This window comes from Pseudoalteromonas sp. XMcav2-N (assembly GCF_024124545.1).
Classification (GTDB): Bacteria; Pseudomonadota; Gammaproteobacteria; order Enterobacterales; family Alteromonadaceae; genus Pseudoalteromonas.
Genome location: NZ_JAMXSF010000002.1, coordinates 110,081 through 128,317, shown reverse-complemented (window position 1 = coordinate 128,317; position 18,237 = coordinate 110,081). Strand labels below are relative to the sequence as shown.

19 protein-coding genes are annotated in these 18,237 nt (G+C 49.1%); 16 read left to right on the top strand and 3 right to left on the bottom strand.

The window, feature by feature from the left end; translation table 11 throughout:
* Positions 1–769: 769 nt before the first annotated feature.
* The 9 genes from NH568_RS03445 (at position 770) to NH568_RS03405 (ending at position 11,774) form a co-directional block, all read left to right on the top strand.
* Positions 770–1,378, top strand: coding sequence for a hypothetical protein (locus tag NH568_RS03445; RefSeq protein ID WP_253044593.1), 609 nt, complete (start codon positions 770–772; stop codon positions 1,376–1,378).
* Between the two features lies 1 nt (position 1,379).
* A complete protein-coding gene (locus NH568_RS03440) occupies positions 1,380–2,480 on the top strand; it encodes a glycosyltransferase (RefSeq protein ID WP_253044592.1) in 1,101 nt (366 codons plus the stop codon).
* Positions 2,481–2,497: 17 nt separating this feature from the next.
* Positions 2,498–3,670, top strand: a complete 1,173-nt coding sequence (locus NH568_RS03435; RefSeq protein ID WP_253044591.1) for a radical SAM protein — start codon at positions 2,498–2,500, stop codon at positions 3,668–3,670.
* Between the two features lie 8 nt (positions 3,671–3,678).
* Positions 3,679–4,362, top strand: a complete 684-nt coding sequence (locus tag NH568_RS03430; RefSeq protein ID WP_253044590.1) for a glycosyltransferase — start codon at positions 3,679–3,681, stop codon at positions 4,360–4,362.
* The gene (locus NH568_RS03425) at positions 4,359–5,981 is read left to right on the top strand and encodes an ATP-binding cassette domain-containing protein (protein WP_253044589.1); all 1,623 of its coding nucleotides are present in this window, start codon (positions 4,359–4,361) and stop codon (positions 5,979–5,981) included. Before NH568_RS03430 ends, NH568_RS03425 begins: the two co-directional genes overlap by 4 nt.
* A gap of 8 nt (positions 5,982–5,989) precedes the next feature.
* A complete protein-coding gene (locus tag NH568_RS03420) occupies positions 5,990–7,093 on the top strand; it encodes a glycosyltransferase family 2 protein (protein WP_253044588.1) in 1,104 nt (367 codons plus the stop codon).
* Positions 7,090–7,809: a DUF1796 family putative cysteine peptidase gene (locus NH568_RS03415; protein WP_253044587.1), complete on the top strand. Its 720-nt coding sequence runs from the start codon at positions 7,090–7,092 to the stop codon at positions 7,807–7,809. The genes NH568_RS03420 and NH568_RS03415 overlap by 4 nt, the downstream gene beginning before the upstream one ends.
* Entirely contained in the window at positions 7,806–10,856 is a 3,051-nt protein-coding gene (locus NH568_RS03410) for a non-ribosomal peptide synthetase (RefSeq protein WP_253044586.1), read from the top strand. Before NH568_RS03415 ends, NH568_RS03410 begins: the two co-directional genes overlap by 4 nt.
* Before the next feature lie 108 nt (positions 10,857–10,964).
* Complete coding sequence (locus NH568_RS03405) at positions 10,965–11,774, top strand: transporter substrate-binding domain-containing protein (protein WP_253044585.1); 810 nt, start codon at positions 10,965–10,967, stop codon at positions 11,772–11,774.
* Here NH568_RS03405 and NH568_RS03400 read toward each other — a convergent pair.
* Positions 11,764–12,207, bottom strand: a complete 444-nt coding sequence (locus NH568_RS03400) for a GNAT family N-acetyltransferase (protein ID WP_253044584.1) — start codon at positions 12,205–12,207, stop codon at positions 11,764–11,766. The two genes, NH568_RS03405 and NH568_RS03400, sit on opposite strands and share 11 nt — an antisense overlap.
* A gap of 302 nt (positions 12,208–12,509) precedes the next feature.
* Between NH568_RS03400 and NH568_RS03395 the strand changes: the two genes are divergently transcribed.
* The 3 genes from NH568_RS03395 (at position 12,510) to NH568_RS03385 (ending at position 14,932) form a co-directional block, all read left to right on the top strand.
* A complete protein-coding gene (locus tag NH568_RS03395; RefSeq protein ID WP_138553155.1) occupies positions 12,510–12,830 on the top strand; it encodes a hypothetical protein in 321 nt (106 codons plus the stop codon).
* A gap of 247 nt (positions 12,831–13,077) precedes the next feature.
* Complete coding sequence (locus NH568_RS03390) at positions 13,078–14,673, top strand: PepSY-associated TM helix domain-containing protein (RefSeq protein WP_253044583.1); 1,596 nt, start codon at positions 13,078–13,080, stop codon at positions 14,671–14,673.
* A gap of 94 nt (positions 14,674–14,767) precedes the next feature.
* The gene (locus tag NH568_RS03385) at positions 14,768–14,932 is read left to right on the top strand and encodes a hypothetical protein (protein ID WP_253044582.1); all 165 of its coding nucleotides are present in this window, start codon (positions 14,768–14,770) and stop codon (positions 14,930–14,932) included.
* A gap of 26 nt (positions 14,933–14,958) precedes the next feature.
* Here NH568_RS03385 and NH568_RS03380 read toward each other — a convergent pair whose 3' ends face one another.
* Positions 14,959–15,303: a LysR substrate-binding domain-containing protein gene (locus NH568_RS03380; protein ID WP_253044581.1), complete on the bottom strand. Its 345-nt coding sequence runs from the start codon at positions 15,301–15,303 to the stop codon at positions 14,959–14,961.
* A 190-nt stretch (positions 15,304–15,493) separates the two neighbouring features.
* Here NH568_RS03380 and NH568_RS03375 point away from each other — a divergent pair, with 190 nt between their 5' ends.
* From NH568_RS03375 to NH568_RS03360, 4 genes are all read left to right on the top strand, one after another.
* On the top strand, positions 15,494–15,847 hold the full coding sequence (locus NH568_RS03375) for a DUF5329 family protein (RefSeq protein ID WP_253044580.1): 354 nt from the start codon (positions 15,494–15,496) through the stop codon (positions 15,845–15,847).
* A 132-nt stretch (positions 15,848–15,979) separates the two neighbouring features.
* Positions 15,980–16,606, top strand: coding sequence for a LysE family translocator (locus NH568_RS03370; protein ID WP_253044579.1), 627 nt, complete (start codon positions 15,980–15,982; stop codon positions 16,604–16,606).
* Positions 16,607–16,647: 41 nt separating this feature from the next.
* Complete coding sequence (locus tag NH568_RS03365; protein ID WP_253044578.1) at positions 16,648–17,004, top strand: cupin domain-containing protein; 357 nt, start codon at positions 16,648–16,650, stop codon at positions 17,002–17,004.
* 40 nt (positions 17,005–17,044) lie between these two features.
* Positions 17,045–17,545 carry a GNAT family N-acetyltransferase gene (locus NH568_RS03360; protein ID WP_253044577.1) on the top strand — a complete coding sequence of 167 codons (501 nt, stop codon included), beginning with the start codon at positions 17,045–17,047 and terminating at the stop codon, positions 17,543–17,545.
* An 82-nt stretch (positions 17,546–17,627) separates the two neighbouring features.
* Here the strand turns inward: NH568_RS03360 and NH568_RS03355 are convergent, their stop codons facing one another.
* The gene (locus NH568_RS03355; RefSeq protein ID WP_253044576.1) at positions 17,628–18,236 is read right to left on the bottom strand and encodes a LysE family translocator; all 609 of its coding nucleotides are present in this window, start codon (positions 18,234–18,236) and stop codon (positions 17,628–17,630) included.
* Position 18,237 lies beyond the last annotated feature (1 nt).

Sequence of the window (18,237 nt, the reverse complement as noted above, 5' to 3'; positions counted from 1 at the left end):
TGCTTTGAATGGTGTTTGGTACATTGTCTGGCATAGCTGTCGCCTTTAAATAGATATCGGCGCAAGGTCGGCATGACGCGGGTGTATTGTCTGGCAAAGTAGTCGTCTGCAAATAGATGTCGGCTCAAGGTCGGCATGACGCTGGGGAGTGGGTGTATTGTCTGGCAAAGTAGTCGTCTGCAAATAGATGTCGGCTCAAGGTCGGCATGACGCTGGGGAGTGGGTGTATTGTCTGGCAAAGTAGTCGTCTGCAAATTGATGTCGGCTCAAGGTCGGCATGGCGCCGGGGAGTGGGTGTATTGTCTGGCAAAGTAGTCGTCTGCAAGTAGATACCGGCGCAAGGCCGGCATGACGCTGGGGAGTGGGTGTATTGTCTGGCAAAGTAGTCGTCTGCAAATAGATATTGGTTCAAGGCCGGCATGACGGAGTTACAGTGACTGGATGTTTTTCTGAGCCACAAGAAGGTATTGGGTTGTGTCGCTCAGTCAGCTTAACAGGTCATTTTTTAGCGTAAAATGCCGGATCATGTCATACAGAACAACACGCTTTTCCTGTTCAGCCACAAGAAGGGATTTACCGCTCAATGTTAAGCAAAAAAGTCCATGTTAATAGTATTAAAATGGGCTGTTTTATCATCAGTTAGAATAACCATTGCTTAGTGTTCATTGTGCTCTCGTAACCATTCATCACTTTTTCATAAGCGATTTTATCCAATAATTATAATAACTTGCAGGCCACCAACGCAGAGCAACACAATGGGTGGCCGGATATGGAACAGCAATTTAAAGATCGCAGAGCAGAACTTTTAGTACAAAAAATGCGCCGTACCGAGCGCTTTATGAATCATCAAGGGCTTGAAAAGACAGCGGTGTCATTTGGTGATGAACAACTAGAATTCATTGAGCACGCTATGGTCGACGGACTCAATGAAGACACCATACGTACCATTGACTTCCACCGCCGCTGCCTGGCTGCGGGCATAGACAATGGTCGCCATTACTGGTGCTTTAAACAGGGCGAGCAATTGGTGGGTATGTCCGGCTATCACTATCGGTTGTGGGACCCAAAAAGCATTGTATGGGGTGGCTGGTTTGTTGCCGACCAGAATGTGTCACCTTTGGTAAAAATGGCGATGCTGCTTGATACGCTTAAGGTACTACTGGAAGAGACCAACTACGAAGAGTTGTACATCGAGGTCTTCGCCGACACTGAGCAGTCAAATATTCTCAATATCTATCATTCTTTACAGTTCACGTCGCTCGGGCGTTTTGAGAGTTTCTACGGGCCGAAGCAGGATATGGTGGTGATGAAACTGGAGCTGGCCGAGGTCAGGGCACTGTGGTTAAACACCACTCGTCCACTTGAGCGAGTGCAGTAGCATGCTGCTTCTGTATGTTGAATCTGGAGCCGGTTCGCGAGCACTGGCACTGGCGCTGGCGAACAGCTTTCGTCAGCAAGGTGAACTGGTCGAGCTGATGTCAGTATCAGAGCTGTTACCACAGTGGCTATCCGACATACTCTTTGGCCAATACTATGAGTGGTGTATGTCGGGCAAGCAACATCACAGTAAGTTGTATGCCAGTCGCTGGTTCTACCCATTTCTCTATCAGTTGTTACCTATATGGCTGGCGTTCAAGGGAAACAATAAATTGAGCGAAGCCAAAGCGGTGCTTCGTCGTCACAATAAAGTGGTGGCATGCAGTTATTACGGTGCTTTTTTTGCCCGCTACTTTGCCAGACTGGCAGGACACGAGGTTGAGATCAGTGGCGTGTTAGGCGACTATCAAATTTCTAATGGCTGGCGTACCCCTTTAACACGCCTGTTTATTTCTCATCAGTATGACCATCCGGTACTGGACTGGCATCGCGCCAGAGGGACCCGCATTTTACCCCTGGGTATCCCCACCAAGGGCACGCAGGATGTAACTATTTCACCTAAAACCGCAGTCCAGACATGTGGTGCGCGACTCAGTGTTTTGCTGTGTGGCGGCGGCTGGGGGTTGGGTATTTCTGCCTCTACCGTTGCGCTGCTACTGACACAAGCGCAGTTTGGAAAAGTGACCGTTATTTGTGGTCAGAATGTGGCGCTGTATGAGCAGCTGAAAACACGTTTTGGCAATGACATTACACAGCAGCGATTAGAGCTGACAGGGTTTGTGCCTGACATGCAACTGTTTTATGCGCAAGCCGACATCATCATCACAAAAGCAGGTGGTCTGACGCTGACAGAGGCGGCGCTGGCTAATACCTGTTTGATCATTCACGGCGCTTTACCCGGGCAAGAGCAACACAACCGCGCGGTGTTTGTCGCACAGGGCGCTGCGTTGAATGCTCAGTGCGAGCAGGAGCTGAGTGAGTTGCTCAGCCGCTTGCAGACATCTGCCGAGCTGCGCAGGCAGACGGCTATGCGAGCAGCCTCTTTGGTTAATGCCAATGCATCACAACAGATTTGTCATTATTTACTCGCAAGTAGCAGATAAGATTGTAGGAGTCGATTATGTGGACTAAAAAAGCCACGCAACTAGCGGTCAGCGAATTACCGCAAGCACATCAGAACTTTATGGCCAGAAACCCGGGCTTTACCGCTCATCATCAGGCCAGTACCGAACGCGTGGCTAATGCCCTGAGACGCTATGCCGCGAGCGGAAAAATTGAAGCAGATAATATCTGTAAGCTGGTAATTAAAATGACCAGTAGCTGCAACCTGCGCTGTGAACAATGTTTTCAATGGCGTGAAACCGGTTTCCACCATGGTCTGGATCCCACTGCTATTCCCTATGATCAGAGTGGGCACCTGTTTGATTTTGTTGAGCGTCAACGCTGCGACATTATATTAACCGGGGGGGAGCCTACCTTACACCCCGACTTTCCAAAGTTTCTTAGCCGCCTGGCCGAAGCTGGGTGTTTTATCTACATCTGCACCAACGGCCTGATGATTAAACGCCACTTTGAGGTACTCAGTAAGTATCACGACCAGTTGGCTTTTTTGATCTCTATCGACGGTCCAAAGGATATTCATGACTCGATCCGGGGAAAAGGCACTTATAACAAAACAATGGCGGGCATTAAGCTGCTGGCAGAAGGCAAAAAAGAAGGCAAACAATGGCTGATTGGGGTGGAAAACACCATGATGGCCAAGAACCTGGACAGAGCGACTGAGTTACTGAATGAATGCGAGCAGGCGGGTGTTGACTGGATGATCTACAACCACCTGTGGGTGGTGGACATGATGGCACGCAGTGAATATCACCGTTTTTGTGAGGACTACGACACCGTACCAAATTCCTATACCGGGTTCGATATGGGGGATTTTCGTGCGGATTACATTGAGAAGGTAATCGAGACCATAGACACATTACGTGCTTATCCCGCGCAGATCCCGGTGTTATTCGGACCAGACTACGATGCTGACGAAATTCGCCAGTACTATCGCGGCAAGATGCCAGCACGACCTCACTACCTCAAAATGGGCGTTAAGCTGGACGTCGACATTGGCGGCAAGCTGGTGATGACCAAACAGTTCCCGGATCTGATCTTTGGCAATGTGCTCGACACGCCCATTGAGGAGTTAATTGCTTCCGAACCTTATCAACGAGCAGCTAAAACAATGCGTCAGCAGAGCCTTAAAGTGCTTAATGCCTGCCCCGACGCGCATAACTTTTTGCTCTAGAGGTGCCTATGTTGTCAGTGATCTTGCCGGCCCACAATGAAGCAGAGGCGCTCGCAATCAGTTTACCTGCGCTGGTCGCTCAATTGCCCGAAAACGCAGAACTGATAGTGGTTTGTGATCGTTGCTCTGACGCAACAGCAGAGATCGCTCGCAGATATACGGAGCTGGTTTTTTCCATTACCGCGGGCAGTGCTGCGGCGGCCCGTAATTACGGAGCAGAGCAGGCAAAAGGCGAGATGTTTTTATTTCTTGATGCCGATACGGTATGCAGTGAAAACGTGCCTGAACTGGTGGGGCAGCTTGCCCTGGGCACCGGCAATTCAGTATACGGAACCGCGCCGCTACAAAGTGACAGTGGTCACTGGTTAGGTCGTTTTATTGCGGCCGACATTAACCGTTTTAATCGTCGACATCAAAGCATGGGTGGTAATTGTTTTGTCGCAGCAGGCTTATTCAGGGCTGTGGATGGCTTTAATACGCAATTATTGCGTGGTGAGGACACCGATCTGGGTGTGCGCTGCCAGCGTCAGGGGGGACAGTATGTGTGGCTAAAAGGCGGCCATTTTGTCCATAACGAGCGCAAGTTTCGTACCCACGGCTACGTCAGATATTACTGCTCTTTGGTGCTCGGTGGTTTGCTTTGGCAACTTTCTGAGCGGCTTTATGCCCGCAGTCTGGGAGGCCAGGCATGATAGACAAGTGCAAAGCCTTATGGCAGGTACTGTCACTCAAACTGGTGCTGTTAAGCAGCCTGAGTGCCTGTACCACCATTTTTATACTGCATACATTTACCATGGCACTGCAACTGGATAGCACGAATTCAGCCAACCTGATGCAAGGTGCACTGTGGTTTGTTGTGGCTTTTTGCGCTTTTGTTGTGGTTCAGCTCACTTTTCAGCGCAGCGTGATCCGGCTAACTGAAACCACCATCAAAAAGGTTCGGCTGGATATTCTGGACGCAGTGCGTCATGCCCGGTTGCAAATGGTTGAACAATTTGGCCAGGAGCGGATTTTGTCGGCGATTGCTTACGATGCCAATACGCTCAGCCAGCTGAATCAGTTTATTGCACTGAGTGTGGGTCACTTGTTTACTGTGGTAGCAGCACTGGTTTATATGTTTGTGATTGCGCCTGTGGGGGCACTTCTGGCGCTGGGGTTGATGGCCGTGGCGGTCATTGTTTATTGTCTGCGCTTTGCAGGTATCCATCAGGGGTATGAACGCGCACGCGAAGCCGAAGATAGTTTTTTTACACATCTGCACGATTTGCTGATGGGGATACGGGAGGTCAAACAAAATGCCACACGCAATGACAGCCTTTACCAAGAATACCTGAGTCGCGATGCGACCGAGGTTCAGCATAACAAAATCTTGGCCGAGTGCCGTTTTGCGCACAATCAACTGATGCTGATGGCCGCATTATACCTGCTCGCCGCTGCGGCGGTGTTTATAGCACCTTTATGGCTTGCTTTATCGCCTCAACAAAGCATTAGTTTTGTGATCATCACTTTGTTTATCGTGAGCCCATTCCACAGCAGTATGGAGTTGTTTCGGGTACTGAGTCAGCTTCAGGTCTCGCAAGACAAGCTGGCTGAAATTAAACAACTGGCCTGTGACGCGAGCGAAGACAATGCGGCGTTTAATCAGGCTTCGTTTTCACATCAGCTGATACTGCAAAAGCTAACCTTTGAATATCAGCAAGGGTTCGCTGTGGGGCCGATCAATCTGACGGTGAATCGAGGTGACATTGTGTTTATTTCCGGTGGAAATGGCTCGGGAAAAACCACTTTTATGCGTCTGCTGAGTGGCCTGTATACGCCAAAGAGCGGACAAGTCTGGCTCGACAACGCTGCGCTGGACAAGGGGCAGTTACTCACTTATCGACAGCTCTTTGCGGGTATTTCGGCCGACAGCGTGGTATTTGCAAATCGCTATGGTCAGCCTATGGCCGAAGAAATGATTAATCAGTGGCTGGAAAGGCTGGAACTGAGTGACAAAGTCCAGTTTCGGGCGGGCCGCTTCACCAATACTCGTTTGTCTACGGGTCAGTTGAAGCGCCTGGCCATGGTGCAGGCTTTGATGGAAGAGCGGCCGATTCTGATGCTGGACGAATTTGCAGCCAACATCGACCCGCAAAGCAGACAGGTATTTTACCGGCAATGGCTACCGACGCTCAAAGCCATGGGTAAAACACTGTTTGTGATCACGCATGATGAGGCTTACTTTGATTGTTGCGACTGTCATTATTTGATGCGGGACGGCCAGCTTCATCCCTATCCGGCACAGACACTGTCATTGGTTAAATCGCACTAAGGAGTGTTATGAAAGACTATCAGTTAACCTGGCTTGAACAGCGGGTGCATACCGAAACGACGGCGGTGCTGGTGCCCTTTTACAATGAAGCAGGCGATAAAACGCACTTTGCCGAGCGACTTGCATATTTTGATGCGCTGGCAGCGCGCTACCCTGAACTCGATATCATCCTGATTGATGATGGTTCTACCGACCAACCTTTTTCGGCCAGTACCGAGCAGCTGACCCATCTTAGTCTTAGCCGGGTGACGCCAAATGGCCAAAAAATTGGGGCACTTTACACCCTGATCAAAGCTTTGCCGCATAAGTACATCATCTTCACCGACTTTGATACAGAGCTTCAGGGCTTGGATAATCTGCCTGAAGTACATCGCAAACTGGCAGCAGATCCGGTATCTATGGGATGTTATTTCAGCATGCGCCCCACAGCGGGCAAAACACCTGCGGTGCAGTTTCAGATGTTAGAATATGCCCTGGAACGAGCCAGCTATCAGTTCAGCAAAAATGAAGGCAGTGTGCCTATCATGCCGGGAGCAGGGTGCTTGTATAAGCGACCCATCATCGCTGATTTATTATCTCGTCATAGCGGGCTGCGCAGTGGTGAAGACAGAGAAACCTGCTTGCTGGGTCTGGAGCTGGGTTATACCGTGTTTTATGCGCCCGAAATAGAGGCACTGACGCAGCCCCCGCAAACCTTTAGTGCGTTGCTACAGCAACGCCGTCGCTGGTCGCAGGGGTTTGTTGAGGTGGCACTGCATAAGGCAGAGTTTTATCGTGCCCAGATGGCAGACAAAACCATTCTGGGCTTGCGTCATCGCATCGACATGATCTCTGTCAGTATCTTTCTTTTGATGCCTTTGATTTTGCTGAGCGCATTTTTGTTTAGCACGGTGGTTGGTGTTGCTTTGGTGCTGGCCTGGACGGCGCTGGGGTTTGTCGAAACCTTCTGGCTGTACAGCAAGGCGAGCAGTGAGTTTCGGACTATCCCTCACCATAAGCTCAAACTCTGCCTTATCCCATTTGCGCGTGTGATACTGGAAGTACCGACCTGGTGGCGGGTAATAGGGCGCGTTTGTTTAAACAAATTACAAGGTAAAGGAGCCTGTGCATGAGTCGCCCTTTATCAGTCCAGGCAGGCAACCCTTATATTGCCGGTGATTATAGTCGGGTGCACAGTCTGGGCATGGACTGTCGACCCAGGCACCTGACCCGTCAACTGGGTTTGGGGTGTCGGCGTGGCCCATTCGACTGGATCGGCGGGCGCTCTGTCGCTGATCTCGACAGAGCATTGCAAACGCGCTGCAAAGAAGTGCTGTTACTGGAAAACTTAACGCCCTACGAGCCCGACTGCAAAGAATATCGCAAGTATGCCGACCCCTCGGCTGGATATTTATCGGCCCACGATTTTGCGCTGGAAAACCACGATTTGGCTCGGGAATATCCGATTTTTCGCGAGAAATTTGATGGGATCTGCGAGCGCTTTTTTACCGAGCTTACCAGCCTCGACAGTGTGTTGTTCTTCCTGAGCGTAGCCATGGAAGAGCATGCCGACTGGCAATTTGAAACACCCGACGAAATCCTGGCTAACACACTGGCTTTAAAAGCAACGCTTGAGCAGGTGTGTCCAAACGCAAAAGTAGGCCTGCTGGTGGCAACCTTTCACGATGAGCTTTCTGAACACAGCCGTCCCGGATTGGCATTTACCCGCAAGTACACTTTTGACAATGATGAGCCCTGGATGGAAGGGCGTGAACTCCAGCACTGGAGTGATATGTTAGTGGGTGTCAACGGATTTTCCGGACTCAGCGTTGTAAAGGAGTCGGCATGAAGCCTGTCACAGTGGCTGATATGGTCGCCCAGATCCTCGAACAACCGACTCAAGCACGGGCTTTAGTTGGCGATGACTGGACATTGACCTATGGTGAGTTGCGAGAACGGGTTGCCTGCTGCCTTGCTCAGCTCAAGGCATTTGAAGTTCAGCCGAATGAGTGTGTCGCCATCTGTGGAGATGATCCGCGACTAAGTGCGGCAGGTATTTTGAGTGCGTTGCTGATGGGATGCCCTTTTGTATGCCTGGATACCCGTTTCCCGGAAGCTCGCAAGCAGCATATGCTGGCACGTAGTCAGGTGCGGGTAGTGCTTTACAGCCAGAATGACCCTCAATTGGGTGTTGCTGGCTGCAAAATTGCCTTGCCTTGCAATCAATCACCTGCTGCGCACTATGTGCATACACCCTCTGCAGACAATATCGATAACGAAAAACGGCGTGTTGCATATCATGTGTACACTTCCGGCAGCACAGGTCAACCAAAAGGCATCAGCATTTCGCGGCACAGCCTGGCTCAGCAGATCCAGGCCGCACGGCAGCAGTATCAGCTTACACCGGATAATCGTGCGTTGTGTATTTTATCCAGTTCGACCGATGCTTATTTGCAGCAGCTGCTGATGTTTCTCTCAGCCGGTGCCTGTGTATACTTTACACAGCGTACAGTCCTTGACCCGGCAGAGTTTGCGGCTGTGTGTATCTCGTACAAAATCACCCATATTGATGTACCACCTAGCCTGCTGGCAACCTTTCTGGCGGATCCGCGTGCTCAAGGCTGGCTTTCGGACATGACGCTTAGCACGGCGATTCTTGGTGGTGAGGAGTTCAGCCACAATATAGTGCGTCACTGGGAGCGGCTAAACTTGTTCGGGCGAGTCGCGCTTTATAACGAATATGGTCCGTCCGAAGCCACGGTGACATCATGTTTGCATCGTGTTACACGGCAGGATCTGCAACGGCAAAGAGTGCCCATTGGTCGTCCGTCGGCAGGCAGTATCTTACTGATCGTTGATGCTCAGAACCGGCCATCCAAAGAAGGGGAGTTACTGATTGGGGGTGAAGGCCTGGCGTTAGAGTACCTGGCTGAGCCACAAAAAACGGCCGATAAGTTTATAACGATGCAGCGGTTAGGCTGTACGCAGCGCTTCTATCGAAGTGGCGATTTGGTCAAGCGGGACGAACAAGGGCTTATCACTTATCTGGGTCGCCAAGACAATCAAGTTAACTTACTGGGACACCGGATAGAGCTTGAAGGTATCGAAGCGGTATTGGATCAATATCCCGGTGTACAGAGTTCAGCGGTGCTGGCTATTGGTAGTGAATTGATAGCCTTTGTTGCCGGAGCGCTGCATGACACACACACGCCTAAGCTACGCAAGACATTGAGCCACTCTTTGTCTGACTACATGTTGCCTGCACAGTTCTACTATTACGCTCAGCTGCCAACCACGACGATTGGTAAAATTGATAAGCAGGCATTACAGCGGACCGCGCAGCAGCGGTTTGTAAAATCTTCCAGGATGGCCTCTGTTTACGAGCTTATTGCACACAGTTTGAGTATACCACTTGCCAGGCTCGCCATGTCTAAAGGGTATAAGGAACAGGGAGGCGACTCACTCAAAGCGTTGGCACTGCAGCTACGTGCTAAACAGCATGGCTGGAGCTTGTCTTTGTCTCAATTACTGAATGACACGCCACTGACTCAGTTGGGAAACAATGAACATACCAGCAGGCTGCTTTTCTCACCTGAGCTGCTCAATTACGCTTTGCCGAATAAACTGGCCATGATCCATGTAGAGCAGATAGCCCGCTGGCAAGTGTGCTCTGTATTGTTTACCCGACAGCAGATCAGCAGCGAAAAAGTGCACCAGGTTGCGCGGATTATACTGCGTAAATACCCCACACTGAGGTTGCGCTTTAATGTGAAAGAGATGACACAATCTATCAGTAAAGGGGCTTTACACCTGACGGATGAGCTTGACGTAGCCAGTTTTGATGACTTTAAACGACAGGCCTGCGATGCATTTAAGTCCTGCCTCTCGGAGTCTTCATTACAGGAACAGTTGGTCACCATTGCCAGCTATCGCAGTCGCTACGGTCATATTGTGGCTGTGGGGCTAAGCCACCTGTTAGTGGACGATATTAGTCTTCAGGTGCTCAGCGACGATCTTCACAATCTGCTGCATGCGCCGCGACAATTTGACAGGCAGCGAGACTGGGCGTTGCTGCATTGGCAGCAGCAATGGCATCGTGCAGTAATGGCTGGCCGGTTTGACGGGGATCTCGTTTACTGGCGACGGGCGCTCAGCGACAGGGGCGCTTTTTGTCAGAAAGCAGAACGTAAACTCAGGCAGTTGGACAGGCTGCAATCTATCCGCAATCAGGCTGTACTGGCGGAACCGGAGCAGGTAGAGGCCCTGACGTCATGGCTTGCTCAGCAAGGTCAGTCTTTGCAGAGCATTCTTTTTGCGGCATTGGCTCACAGTTACCTGAGGTGCACAGCAGAAAAGTCTATGGTGGTGGCGCTTGAAAACAACGGCAGGCAACCTTTAAAAGATCCAGAGTGCGGCATAACCGTCGAAGCAGGACAGGCCGTGGGCTGGTTTGCTCAAAGCGCTCCTTTGTTGCTGCATAGTTGTGAGTCTGTTAAAGCGCAATTCGAAACGACCTGCACGGACTTACTTGCACTTCCGGTTGGCGGGCACAGTTATGGCTGGCTGAGTTTATTCAGCAAGGACGCGTCTTTTAAAGTGCTTGTTCAATCTCAGGCGCCAAGAATATCGGTGGCTTTTGCCGATCATATTGAACTGCCAGAGCAGCAATTATTTGCTCAGCCAAGGCTGGGTTTGAGTGCAACCGACTGGCTCACCGACGCAGAGGTTTTTTCCTTTGGGCAACTCTATCACTGGTTGCAGATCCGCTTTGTGCGTGAGCAAGAGGGCGGTTTGACAGTAGAATTGAAAAGTGATGCTGGTATTGTAAGTCAGCGTTGGCTTGACGTGCTATCAGCGCATCTGGTCAAGGCTTTTAAGCAGTTGAGTTTTGGATAACCCCCTTATTTGCCAGAGCTGAACGCTTTGATTTGTTGCGTAAAATTAGAGTCTTCGGTTAAAGAGCGTGTTATGGTCTAAGCTGGTAAGTGTTGTGTGAGGGGAACTATGCGCTTTTTTCGTTATTGTATGAGCTTTTTGCTGATCAGTGTAGTGTGCCTGGCGCCATATTTAGCCCTTGCACAATCCTGCGATCAAACGGTCACTGTCAGTGCCAGTGACAACTGGCCGCCATACTCTTATCGAGTGGGCGAGCAGTATCGGGGCCTGGATATAGAGATCCTGGAGCTGGTTCTGAAACATGCCAATTTATGTTGGCGCTATGTGTCCTTTCCCTCTTCAAGCCGGGCTTTTGAAGAGTTTAAAAAAGGCAAAGTCGATGTGATTTTTGCAGCCAGCTTCACGCAGGAACGACGCAAATTCTCTGAATTCAGCGTGCCGTACCGGGATGAAGTCATGCAATTGTTTCGCCACGCGGATAACCCCCTGAGCCCGCAACATGCATTTGCACCAACCCTGCACTTTTTGACCAAATCGCTTGTGGCTGTGAATCGTGGCAGTGTCTATGGCGAAGCATTTTCCCGCGTTGCTCAGCAGTGTCCTGATTGTGTGGTCGATATCAATTTAGCGACAGAGCGCTTTAATTTGCTGGTGCGAAAGCGTGTTGATTACGCGGTGGAAGATTTGTTCACCGGCATTTACCTGATCAACCGGGAACCCTATAAAGCACACGTCAGGGCAAGTCGTTTAACTGTACATAAAAACCCCGCACATTACATGATCCGGCCGGGCTTGTTTAGCGAGAAACGGTTACAGCAGTTCAATCTGGCCATCGAACGTAATCGGGCTGCCATCGATGAACTAATTGACCTGCATTTTCAGCGTTTGTTATCCGGCTCAGCGCAAGCTAAGCCATAAATGTTTTGTGTGCAGGTCTGCGCATCAGGTATTCATACTCGTCTTCATCATAGGTCTCAAAACCCAATGAAAGGTACAAACGACGCGCCGGATTGTGTTTGAGCACTGTCAGGATAAAGGGGGTATTGGGGTATTGCTCGAATAAGTGTTTGAGCGTGCAGCGGCCAAGCCCTTGTTTCTGGAATTCAGGCGCAATTTGAAGCTGCATAATGTCCATCTGATTATTTATCAGCCTAAACTTGAGTGTTCCTACTACCACCTTATTAATGATCAGCAAGTGTGAGCAGGCATAGTCTTCTTCCAGCCGACACAGGTGTGCTTCTTCGCAGAGGAAAACGCCTGCCTGCTCAAGGTGCTCTACCATGGTTTGCAGGCGAAGCTGTAACAGATAAGGCTTGTCGGCATTGCTGGCTTGTCTTAGTTCTATCTCCATATTCCCTCACTATTGTCTGGGTCTGTCGCTCAGGCCTTGTTGACACCTCGACATCCTGAACCACAAGCTGAAGAGTTGATAATGCTATTGCTTATCTAATCCCAATGTTTTTGGGGTTGCAAGGGTAAATTGTTTAAAGAAACAAAACTTTAATGAACCTGTAAATCGGGCGTTGAGGCACTCATAACAAATGGTCTGCAGCGCAATACGCAGCGCATCAGCGACTATATTTTGTGCTTTGTAGTTGAATGTCTGGGTGTAAAACCGTACCATAATTGCAAATGATAACGATTAGTATAAATATGAGTTTTATTGCAATTATTCCTCTATGGCTGTCTGCACTGAGTTTATATCTCGGCAGTGAACGGCAAACCCTCATTTCCAGAGCATGGCCCAAGCCGTTGGCTGGGTTTAGCGCGCTCTCTTTGTTTATTCTCGGGATCGTAACATTCAGTTTTGATTACCCCTGGGTATCGTCAATGCTGGCGGCTTTGGTGGTGTTTATGCTGAGTTTGTTTACGGTTACCATCAGCTCGGGTTATTCGAAAGTACGCACCTTCTCAATAACCGCGGCGTTGTGCCTGGTGAGTTTACTTTTCGGAGGGGCAAGTTATGTGGCCTAGAACATTAATTGGTTTGTTCATCGGTTTATTTTTGTCAGTCTCTTTGGTACTGAACTTAAACTTGTTGCTTCCTTTTGCTGAAGGAACCAGGCTGCTGATTGGTTTGATCCTGGCATTTCCCATTTGGGCGGGCTGCATCGTATGGGCATATGCTTATCCATCAGCGTGGAAATCTTTTAAGGCGCTTATGCTTATGTTTGTGCCCTCCGTCATACTTAATACAACTCTGATGATGCTAAGGTAGGCAATGACGATGAATAATCAGACGTTAAAATCACTCACGAATGCACATGCCTGGGTTGGGCTGATCATCTCTACTGTCCTGTTTGTGATCTTTTTTGCAGGCGCAATCTCGTTGTTCAAGGCCAATATCACCAGTTGGGAACGCACCCCCTTGTTGATCGATGCCAAGGCAGCAACAGGCACGCCAGCGTTCGACAAAGCGTTGGCAACCATCGAAGAGCAATACCAGGTGGAAATGCATGGCGGCTTTTTCATCTTTCCCCCTGACGAACACAATCCTTATATCGAAATTGGCTTTGAAAGCGAGTTAGCACAGCCGGATCCTGTGACCGGCGAAGATCATGAACATCACACGTTGTTGTTTGACGCAACCACGGGAGAGCTGGTCGGGGACAGTCATGAATATAACTATGCCGAGTTCGTCTATTTGCTTCATTACAACCTGGGGCTGGACCGCCCGGGTTTGTACTTTGTGGGCTTAGTGACCTTGTTTTTCTTTGTCGCGATACTCAGCGGCATTGTGATCCATTGGCGTAAGTTGTTTAGCAAGTTCTTTCAATACCGTAAAGACGGCAAAAAAGACAAGTGGCTGGATGCACACAACCTCATTGGCACTATGGGTTTGCCGATGCATATTATGTACGCATTTACTGGTTTGGTATTCAACCTGGTGATTATTTATCAGATCTCTTATGCCGTGATTTTGTATCAGGGCAACCAGGACGCTTTACTTGATGCCGCTGGATTCGACCAGCCTCACCTGGAAGAGGTAGATAAGCGCATGGCCATGACGGGCTTAGACGAGATGTACCGGCGTGCGATGGCGACCATGGGCGATGTGACATTAGAGCGTATTAGCATAGAGCACTATGGTGACGAGAGTGCCATTCTGGTATTTGCGGCAACCAGCAATGACGACTTTTCTCTTTGGCGCGAAGTGCGTTATCTGATGAGTAGTCAGGAGCAAATTTACCTGACGATGGACAATTACGACAATGCAGTACGTGGTGGCTTATCAACCATTGCGAGTTTGCATTTTGGTGATTTTGCCGGCTATGGCATGCGTATGGCCTTTTTCTTGTTTGGCCTGGCAACAGCGTATTTGATTATCACCGGCAATTTAATGTGGATCGACAAGCGTGCCAAGCAACGTAAGCAAAGTGCACGTAGTCTGAACTTTGTCAGACGTCTAACCTCTGGGGGTTTTATCGGGGTTGTTTTGGCAACGGCAGTAGGCTTTGTTTTGGCGAGAGTACTACCTGTAGAGCAGCTTGGTAGGGCGGACTTGATTGAACGCAGCTTTTACGCCGTGTGGATCGCCAGCATCGTCATTGCTCAACTGTTTGCCAATCAAAAGTTGTTCTGTAAAGGGCTACTCGGTATATGTGCTGCATTGTTTGCTCTGGTCGCAGTTGCAGACTGGACCTTGATGTATGGTGTTTCCAGCCAGCTTGAAGGGAGTGTGTTACGCGACGTTTTACTGGTAGATGCTATCTTACTGTTATTGTCTGCAATCTGTGTTGGGGCTATGAAACGGGTTTATGCAGGCGAGAAACAGGTGGCACCCACAGATGTGGAGCCCATCGCTTCCCAGGCATAGCTCATAAAGAAAAGGCGCTATCACAGCGCCTTTTTTGTGCCTAAATGAACGCCGTGTATCGTAACTTTCACAATACACCTGGCGATGCTTTATTATGAAAAACGCTATTTTGACCAATGCCAGTAACAATGAATCTCGTTGGTTATTCGACTCTGTGGATCAGCTTATCTATCGTTATGGTACGCTGGAACAGCAAAATGGTCGACTCAGTGAGGCGCCTTGCCTAAAGTGGGTGATCAGATATGCACGCGCTGAATGAAGAAAAATGACTCTAGTCCATCTTTTCTACGGTAAAAGCGAAGGAGGGGTTGCTTCTTCTAACTCTTCTTTGAGCATACGCAGCAGTGCTCTGAGCCCCGGGTGTCGCTCTAAGTCACGGCAATAGAGGTAGTAATCAACACTGGGTAATGCTTGCTTAATGGGTAAAAATTCAATCTGATTGTTGTCGTTCTGACTAAGTGACTTCGGCACAATCGCAAACCCCACCTGATTGGCAACCAGCGCCAGTGTGGCTGATTTGGTTTTGACTTGCTGGACCAACTTTGGCGTCACGTTTGTCATGACAAATGCCTGATTTATTTCATCATAGAGCTCTGGGTGCAGATGGCGTGGATAGCTAATGTACTCCATATTAAGCCTGCAATATTTCGCTCATTGATGAAGCCGGGTATGTTCACAAAGTGAATGACAACCGGCTCCGTGAGGCAGGTTTACCGTGTAAGTGCAACATAGTGAACGTCAAAAAAATATGATGAATTTAAACTAATCGCCCTGAGGGTGCGTCAAACAACCCATACTTTTTTTATAATTGGAAACTGCTATGTTGAGTGTCTTTTTGTTTGGTACGGTACTGTTGACTGCTCAAAGCGCTTCGATAAGTGAAATCAACCATCTTCTAATGTATGTCGCAAAGACCCAGTGCCAGTATGAACGTAATGGTACGCTGCACACCGGTGCAGAAGCTGTTGAACACATAAAGAAAAAATACGACTATTTCTATGAAGATATAGAGACAGCAGAAGAATTCATTCAGTATGCTGCAACCAAAAGCAAATTGTCGGGCAAGCACTATCAGGTGCATTGTGACGGGCAACCGCCATTAAGAAGTAAAGACTGGTTGTTGGGTGTACTGTCCACGTATCGCTTGTCGACAAATAGCAGTGAAAAAAAGTAAGTGCCTGCTGCCTGAATTATGTGGGATTGTAATCAAGGCTCTGACGAAAGAATTGATATCACCGATGGTACTTGTGTGATCACTAATTGTTCTGTAAAAGGGGATTAAACAACAAACACGGAATGACGCTAAATGGATTACCTCTATGCTGTTGTACTCTTTGCCATATCATCCTCAGTGACACCTGGGCCCAATAATATTATGGTGATGACGTCAGGGGTAAACTTCGGGATTCAAAGGAGTTTGCCGCTACTCAGTGGTATTTGTATAGGCTTTGCCTTCATGCTGCTACTGGTTGGTCTGGGTTTTTCACGGCTTTTTGAGTGGTTTCCTGCGCTGCATATGATTATCAAATGTGCAGGCGTATTGTATCTGCTTTACCTTGCTTTGTTGGTCGCTCGCTCTGCGGATGCCCGGGACGCCCAAAGTCAAAGTAAACCCCTGTCATTTCTCAAAGGCGCCTTGTTCCAATGGATCAATGGCAAAGCCTGGGTGGTTGCTACCGGCGCCGTTGCTGCATTTACAACGGTTGGGGCGGGCGTTGATAGCCAGACCGTGTTGATTGCTACAACCTTTCTGTTGGTCTCTTTCCCTTGTGTTGGTATCTGGTTATTGTTTGGCTCTTTGCTTAAGAATTGGCTTAACAGTGCTGCCAGTCGAAAACGTTTCAACCTGACCATGGCAGCGTTATTAGTCATATCCATCTTGCCAGTGTTGAAAGAGATTGTAGAGCAGTTGGCTGGACCGTTAACCGCATAGTGATACAAAGTACTGTAAAGGGCATTTACACAGGAGTAACCATGACCCCAGTTTCAAAAAATAACGCAGAGCATTATCAGTGGGGACCGCAGTGTGATGGCTGGCATTTGGTCAAGTCGACAGCGCTCAGTGTGATACAGGAGCGCGTGCCACCCTCAGGGGCGGAACGCCGACATTATCACAGCCATGCAGAGCAGTTTTTCTTTGTGTTAAGTGGCGTGGCCACGCTGGAAGTGGATGGTACTGTTCATACTTTGCAGTCACACCAGGGTCTGCATGTACCTGCCGGTATTGCTCATCAGCTAAGTAATACACATCATGAAGACCTGATATTCATTGTTACTTCAACGCCGCCCAGTCACGGTGATAGGGTTGAACTTGTGGCGACACACAACTGAATCGAATTATAAGTACAATAATAATGTAAGGATTACCCATATGATTACCTATCGACTCGCGCTAGCAACAGAAGTTGACATCTTAAAAAAACTATTATGGCAGCACGGTCAGAATGAATGGAACTACCTCACCGAAGCTGGCGTTAATGCCGAATTTGAGCTGCTCAAGTGCGGTGCAGCGAGTGCTGTGGTGGCAGTACAGAATGATGAAATTATCGGCTTTGCGGTGCTGATTGAAGGCGCCCACAGCCCGGATTACCTGGTCAAATATACCAATCACAGAGCGATGTATTTTATCGGTGATGTGGTGGTTGCGAGTCAGCATAGCGGTAAAGGAGTTGCCACAGCTCTGCTGCAAGCTTGTATCGAACAGGCAAAGGAAGCCGGTGGTGAAGTAGTCCTAATTGAGCGGCATGAAGAGAACTTAGCTTCTGCGGGTATGATGCGAAAGGCAGGGTTTCATATTGTGGATACGTTTTTTGACCCGGACAAACGTAGTGCCGGGTCACAAAACAGCTGTATCCTTTCAATAGGATTATAACATCGAACTTAACCGAGTCTTTGAGGCTCAGCTCAGTCTGTTATGGACCACACAAATGCCAGTGTGGCCGTTACTGAAACTCTCAGCGCATAGCAACCGTCACACCAGATGCTGTCAGTGCTGAACCGGCACATCGGTTGAGCAAGGTGAGTCGTCGTGGTGTTGATATCAGCTTTCTGGCTTGACCACCCAAATAAACATAGCCCAGATTAACTGAGCCAAATGCCAGCGTTGCACATACCATGATCCCCAAAATATCTACATAGGTCATACTTTCTATGGCCACAAAGGTGGGAAACAGGGCAACATAAAAAACAATGGCTTTAGGGTTACTCAGCGTGAGCAAAAAGCCGCTGAGTATGGCCGAGCGTGTGCTGGGTGTTGCGGTGTCTGTAGGCGTTGTATCGGGCTTGGACAATAGCAGGGAAATTCCCATCCAGATCAGATAAGCGGCACAGAGGTACTTGATGATGACAAAGGCGCTGCCCAGCACTTCGGCGACGACAGCCAGACCTGAAATCGCAAGTAAAATGAACACATAGTCGGCCAGCAGTAAGCCCAGTGTCATACTTATACCTCGCTTATAGCCACTGGCAACGGAGGCTGAAGTAATCGCGAATACGGCGGGGCCGGGTATGACGGCGACAAGAAACATGGCAATAAATAATGCGAGGTAATGTTCAAAGGTCATG

Bases quoted from the DNA above. Each gene is read 5' to 3' on its own strand.
- NH568_RS03445 (WP_253044593.1), top strand. From the start codon at position 770: ATGGAACAGCAATTTAAAGATCGCAGAGCAGAACTTTTAGTACAAAAA.
- NH568_RS03440 (WP_253044592.1), top strand. From the start codon at position 1,380: ATGCTGCTTCTGTATGTTGAATCTGGAGCCGGTTCGCGAGCACTGGCA.
- NH568_RS03435 (WP_253044591.1), top strand. From the start codon at position 2,498: ATGTGGACTAAAAAAGCCACGCAACTAGCGGTCAGCGAATTACCGCAA.
- NH568_RS03430 (WP_253044590.1), top strand. From the start codon at position 3,679: ATGTTGTCAGTGATCTTGCCGGCCCACAATGAAGCAGAGGCGCTCGCA.
- NH568_RS03425 (WP_253044589.1), top strand. From the start codon at position 4,359: ATGATAGACAAGTGCAAAGCCTTATGGCAGGTACTGTCACTCAAACTG.
- NH568_RS03420 (WP_253044588.1), top strand. From the start codon at position 5,990: ATGAAAGACTATCAGTTAACCTGGCTTGAACAGCGGGTGCATACCGAA.
- NH568_RS03415 (WP_253044587.1), top strand. From the start codon at position 7,090: ATGAGTCGCCCTTTATCAGTCCAGGCAGGCAACCCTTATATTGCCGGT.
- NH568_RS03410 (WP_253044586.1), top strand. From the start codon at position 7,806: ATGAAGCCTGTCACAGTGGCTGATATGGTCGCCCAGATCCTCGAACAA.
- NH568_RS03405 (WP_253044585.1), top strand. From the start codon at position 10,965: ATGCGCTTTTTTCGTTATTGTATGAGCTTTTTGCTGATCAGTGTAGTG.
- NH568_RS03400 (WP_253044584.1), bottom strand. From the start codon at position 12,207: ATGGAGATAGAACTAAGACAAGCCAGCAATGCCGACAAGCCTTATCTG.
- NH568_RS03395 (WP_138553155.1), top strand. From the start codon at position 12,510: ATGAGTTTTATTGCAATTATTCCTCTATGGCTGTCTGCACTGAGTTTA.
- NH568_RS03390 (WP_253044583.1), top strand. From the start codon at position 13,078: ATGACGATGAATAATCAGACGTTAAAATCACTCACGAATGCACATGCC.
- NH568_RS03385 (WP_253044582.1), top strand. From the start codon at position 14,768: ATGAAAAACGCTATTTTGACCAATGCCAGTAACAATGAATCTCGTTGG.
- NH568_RS03380 (WP_253044581.1), bottom strand. From the start codon at position 15,303: ATGGAGTACATTAGCTATCCACGCCATCTGCACCCAGAGCTCTATGAT.
- NH568_RS03375 (WP_253044580.1), top strand. From the start codon at position 15,494: ATGTTGAGTGTCTTTTTGTTTGGTACGGTACTGTTGACTGCTCAAAGC.
- NH568_RS03370 (WP_253044579.1), top strand. From the start codon at position 15,980: ATGGATTACCTCTATGCTGTTGTACTCTTTGCCATATCATCCTCAGTG.
- NH568_RS03365 (WP_253044578.1), top strand. From the start codon at position 16,648: ATGACCCCAGTTTCAAAAAATAACGCAGAGCATTATCAGTGGGGACCG.
- NH568_RS03360 (WP_253044577.1), top strand. From the start codon at position 17,045: ATGATTACCTATCGACTCGCGCTAGCAACAGAAGTTGACATCTTAAAA.
- NH568_RS03355 (WP_253044576.1), bottom strand. From the start codon at position 18,236: ATGACCTTTGAACATTACCTCGCATTATTTATTGCCATGTTTCTTGTC.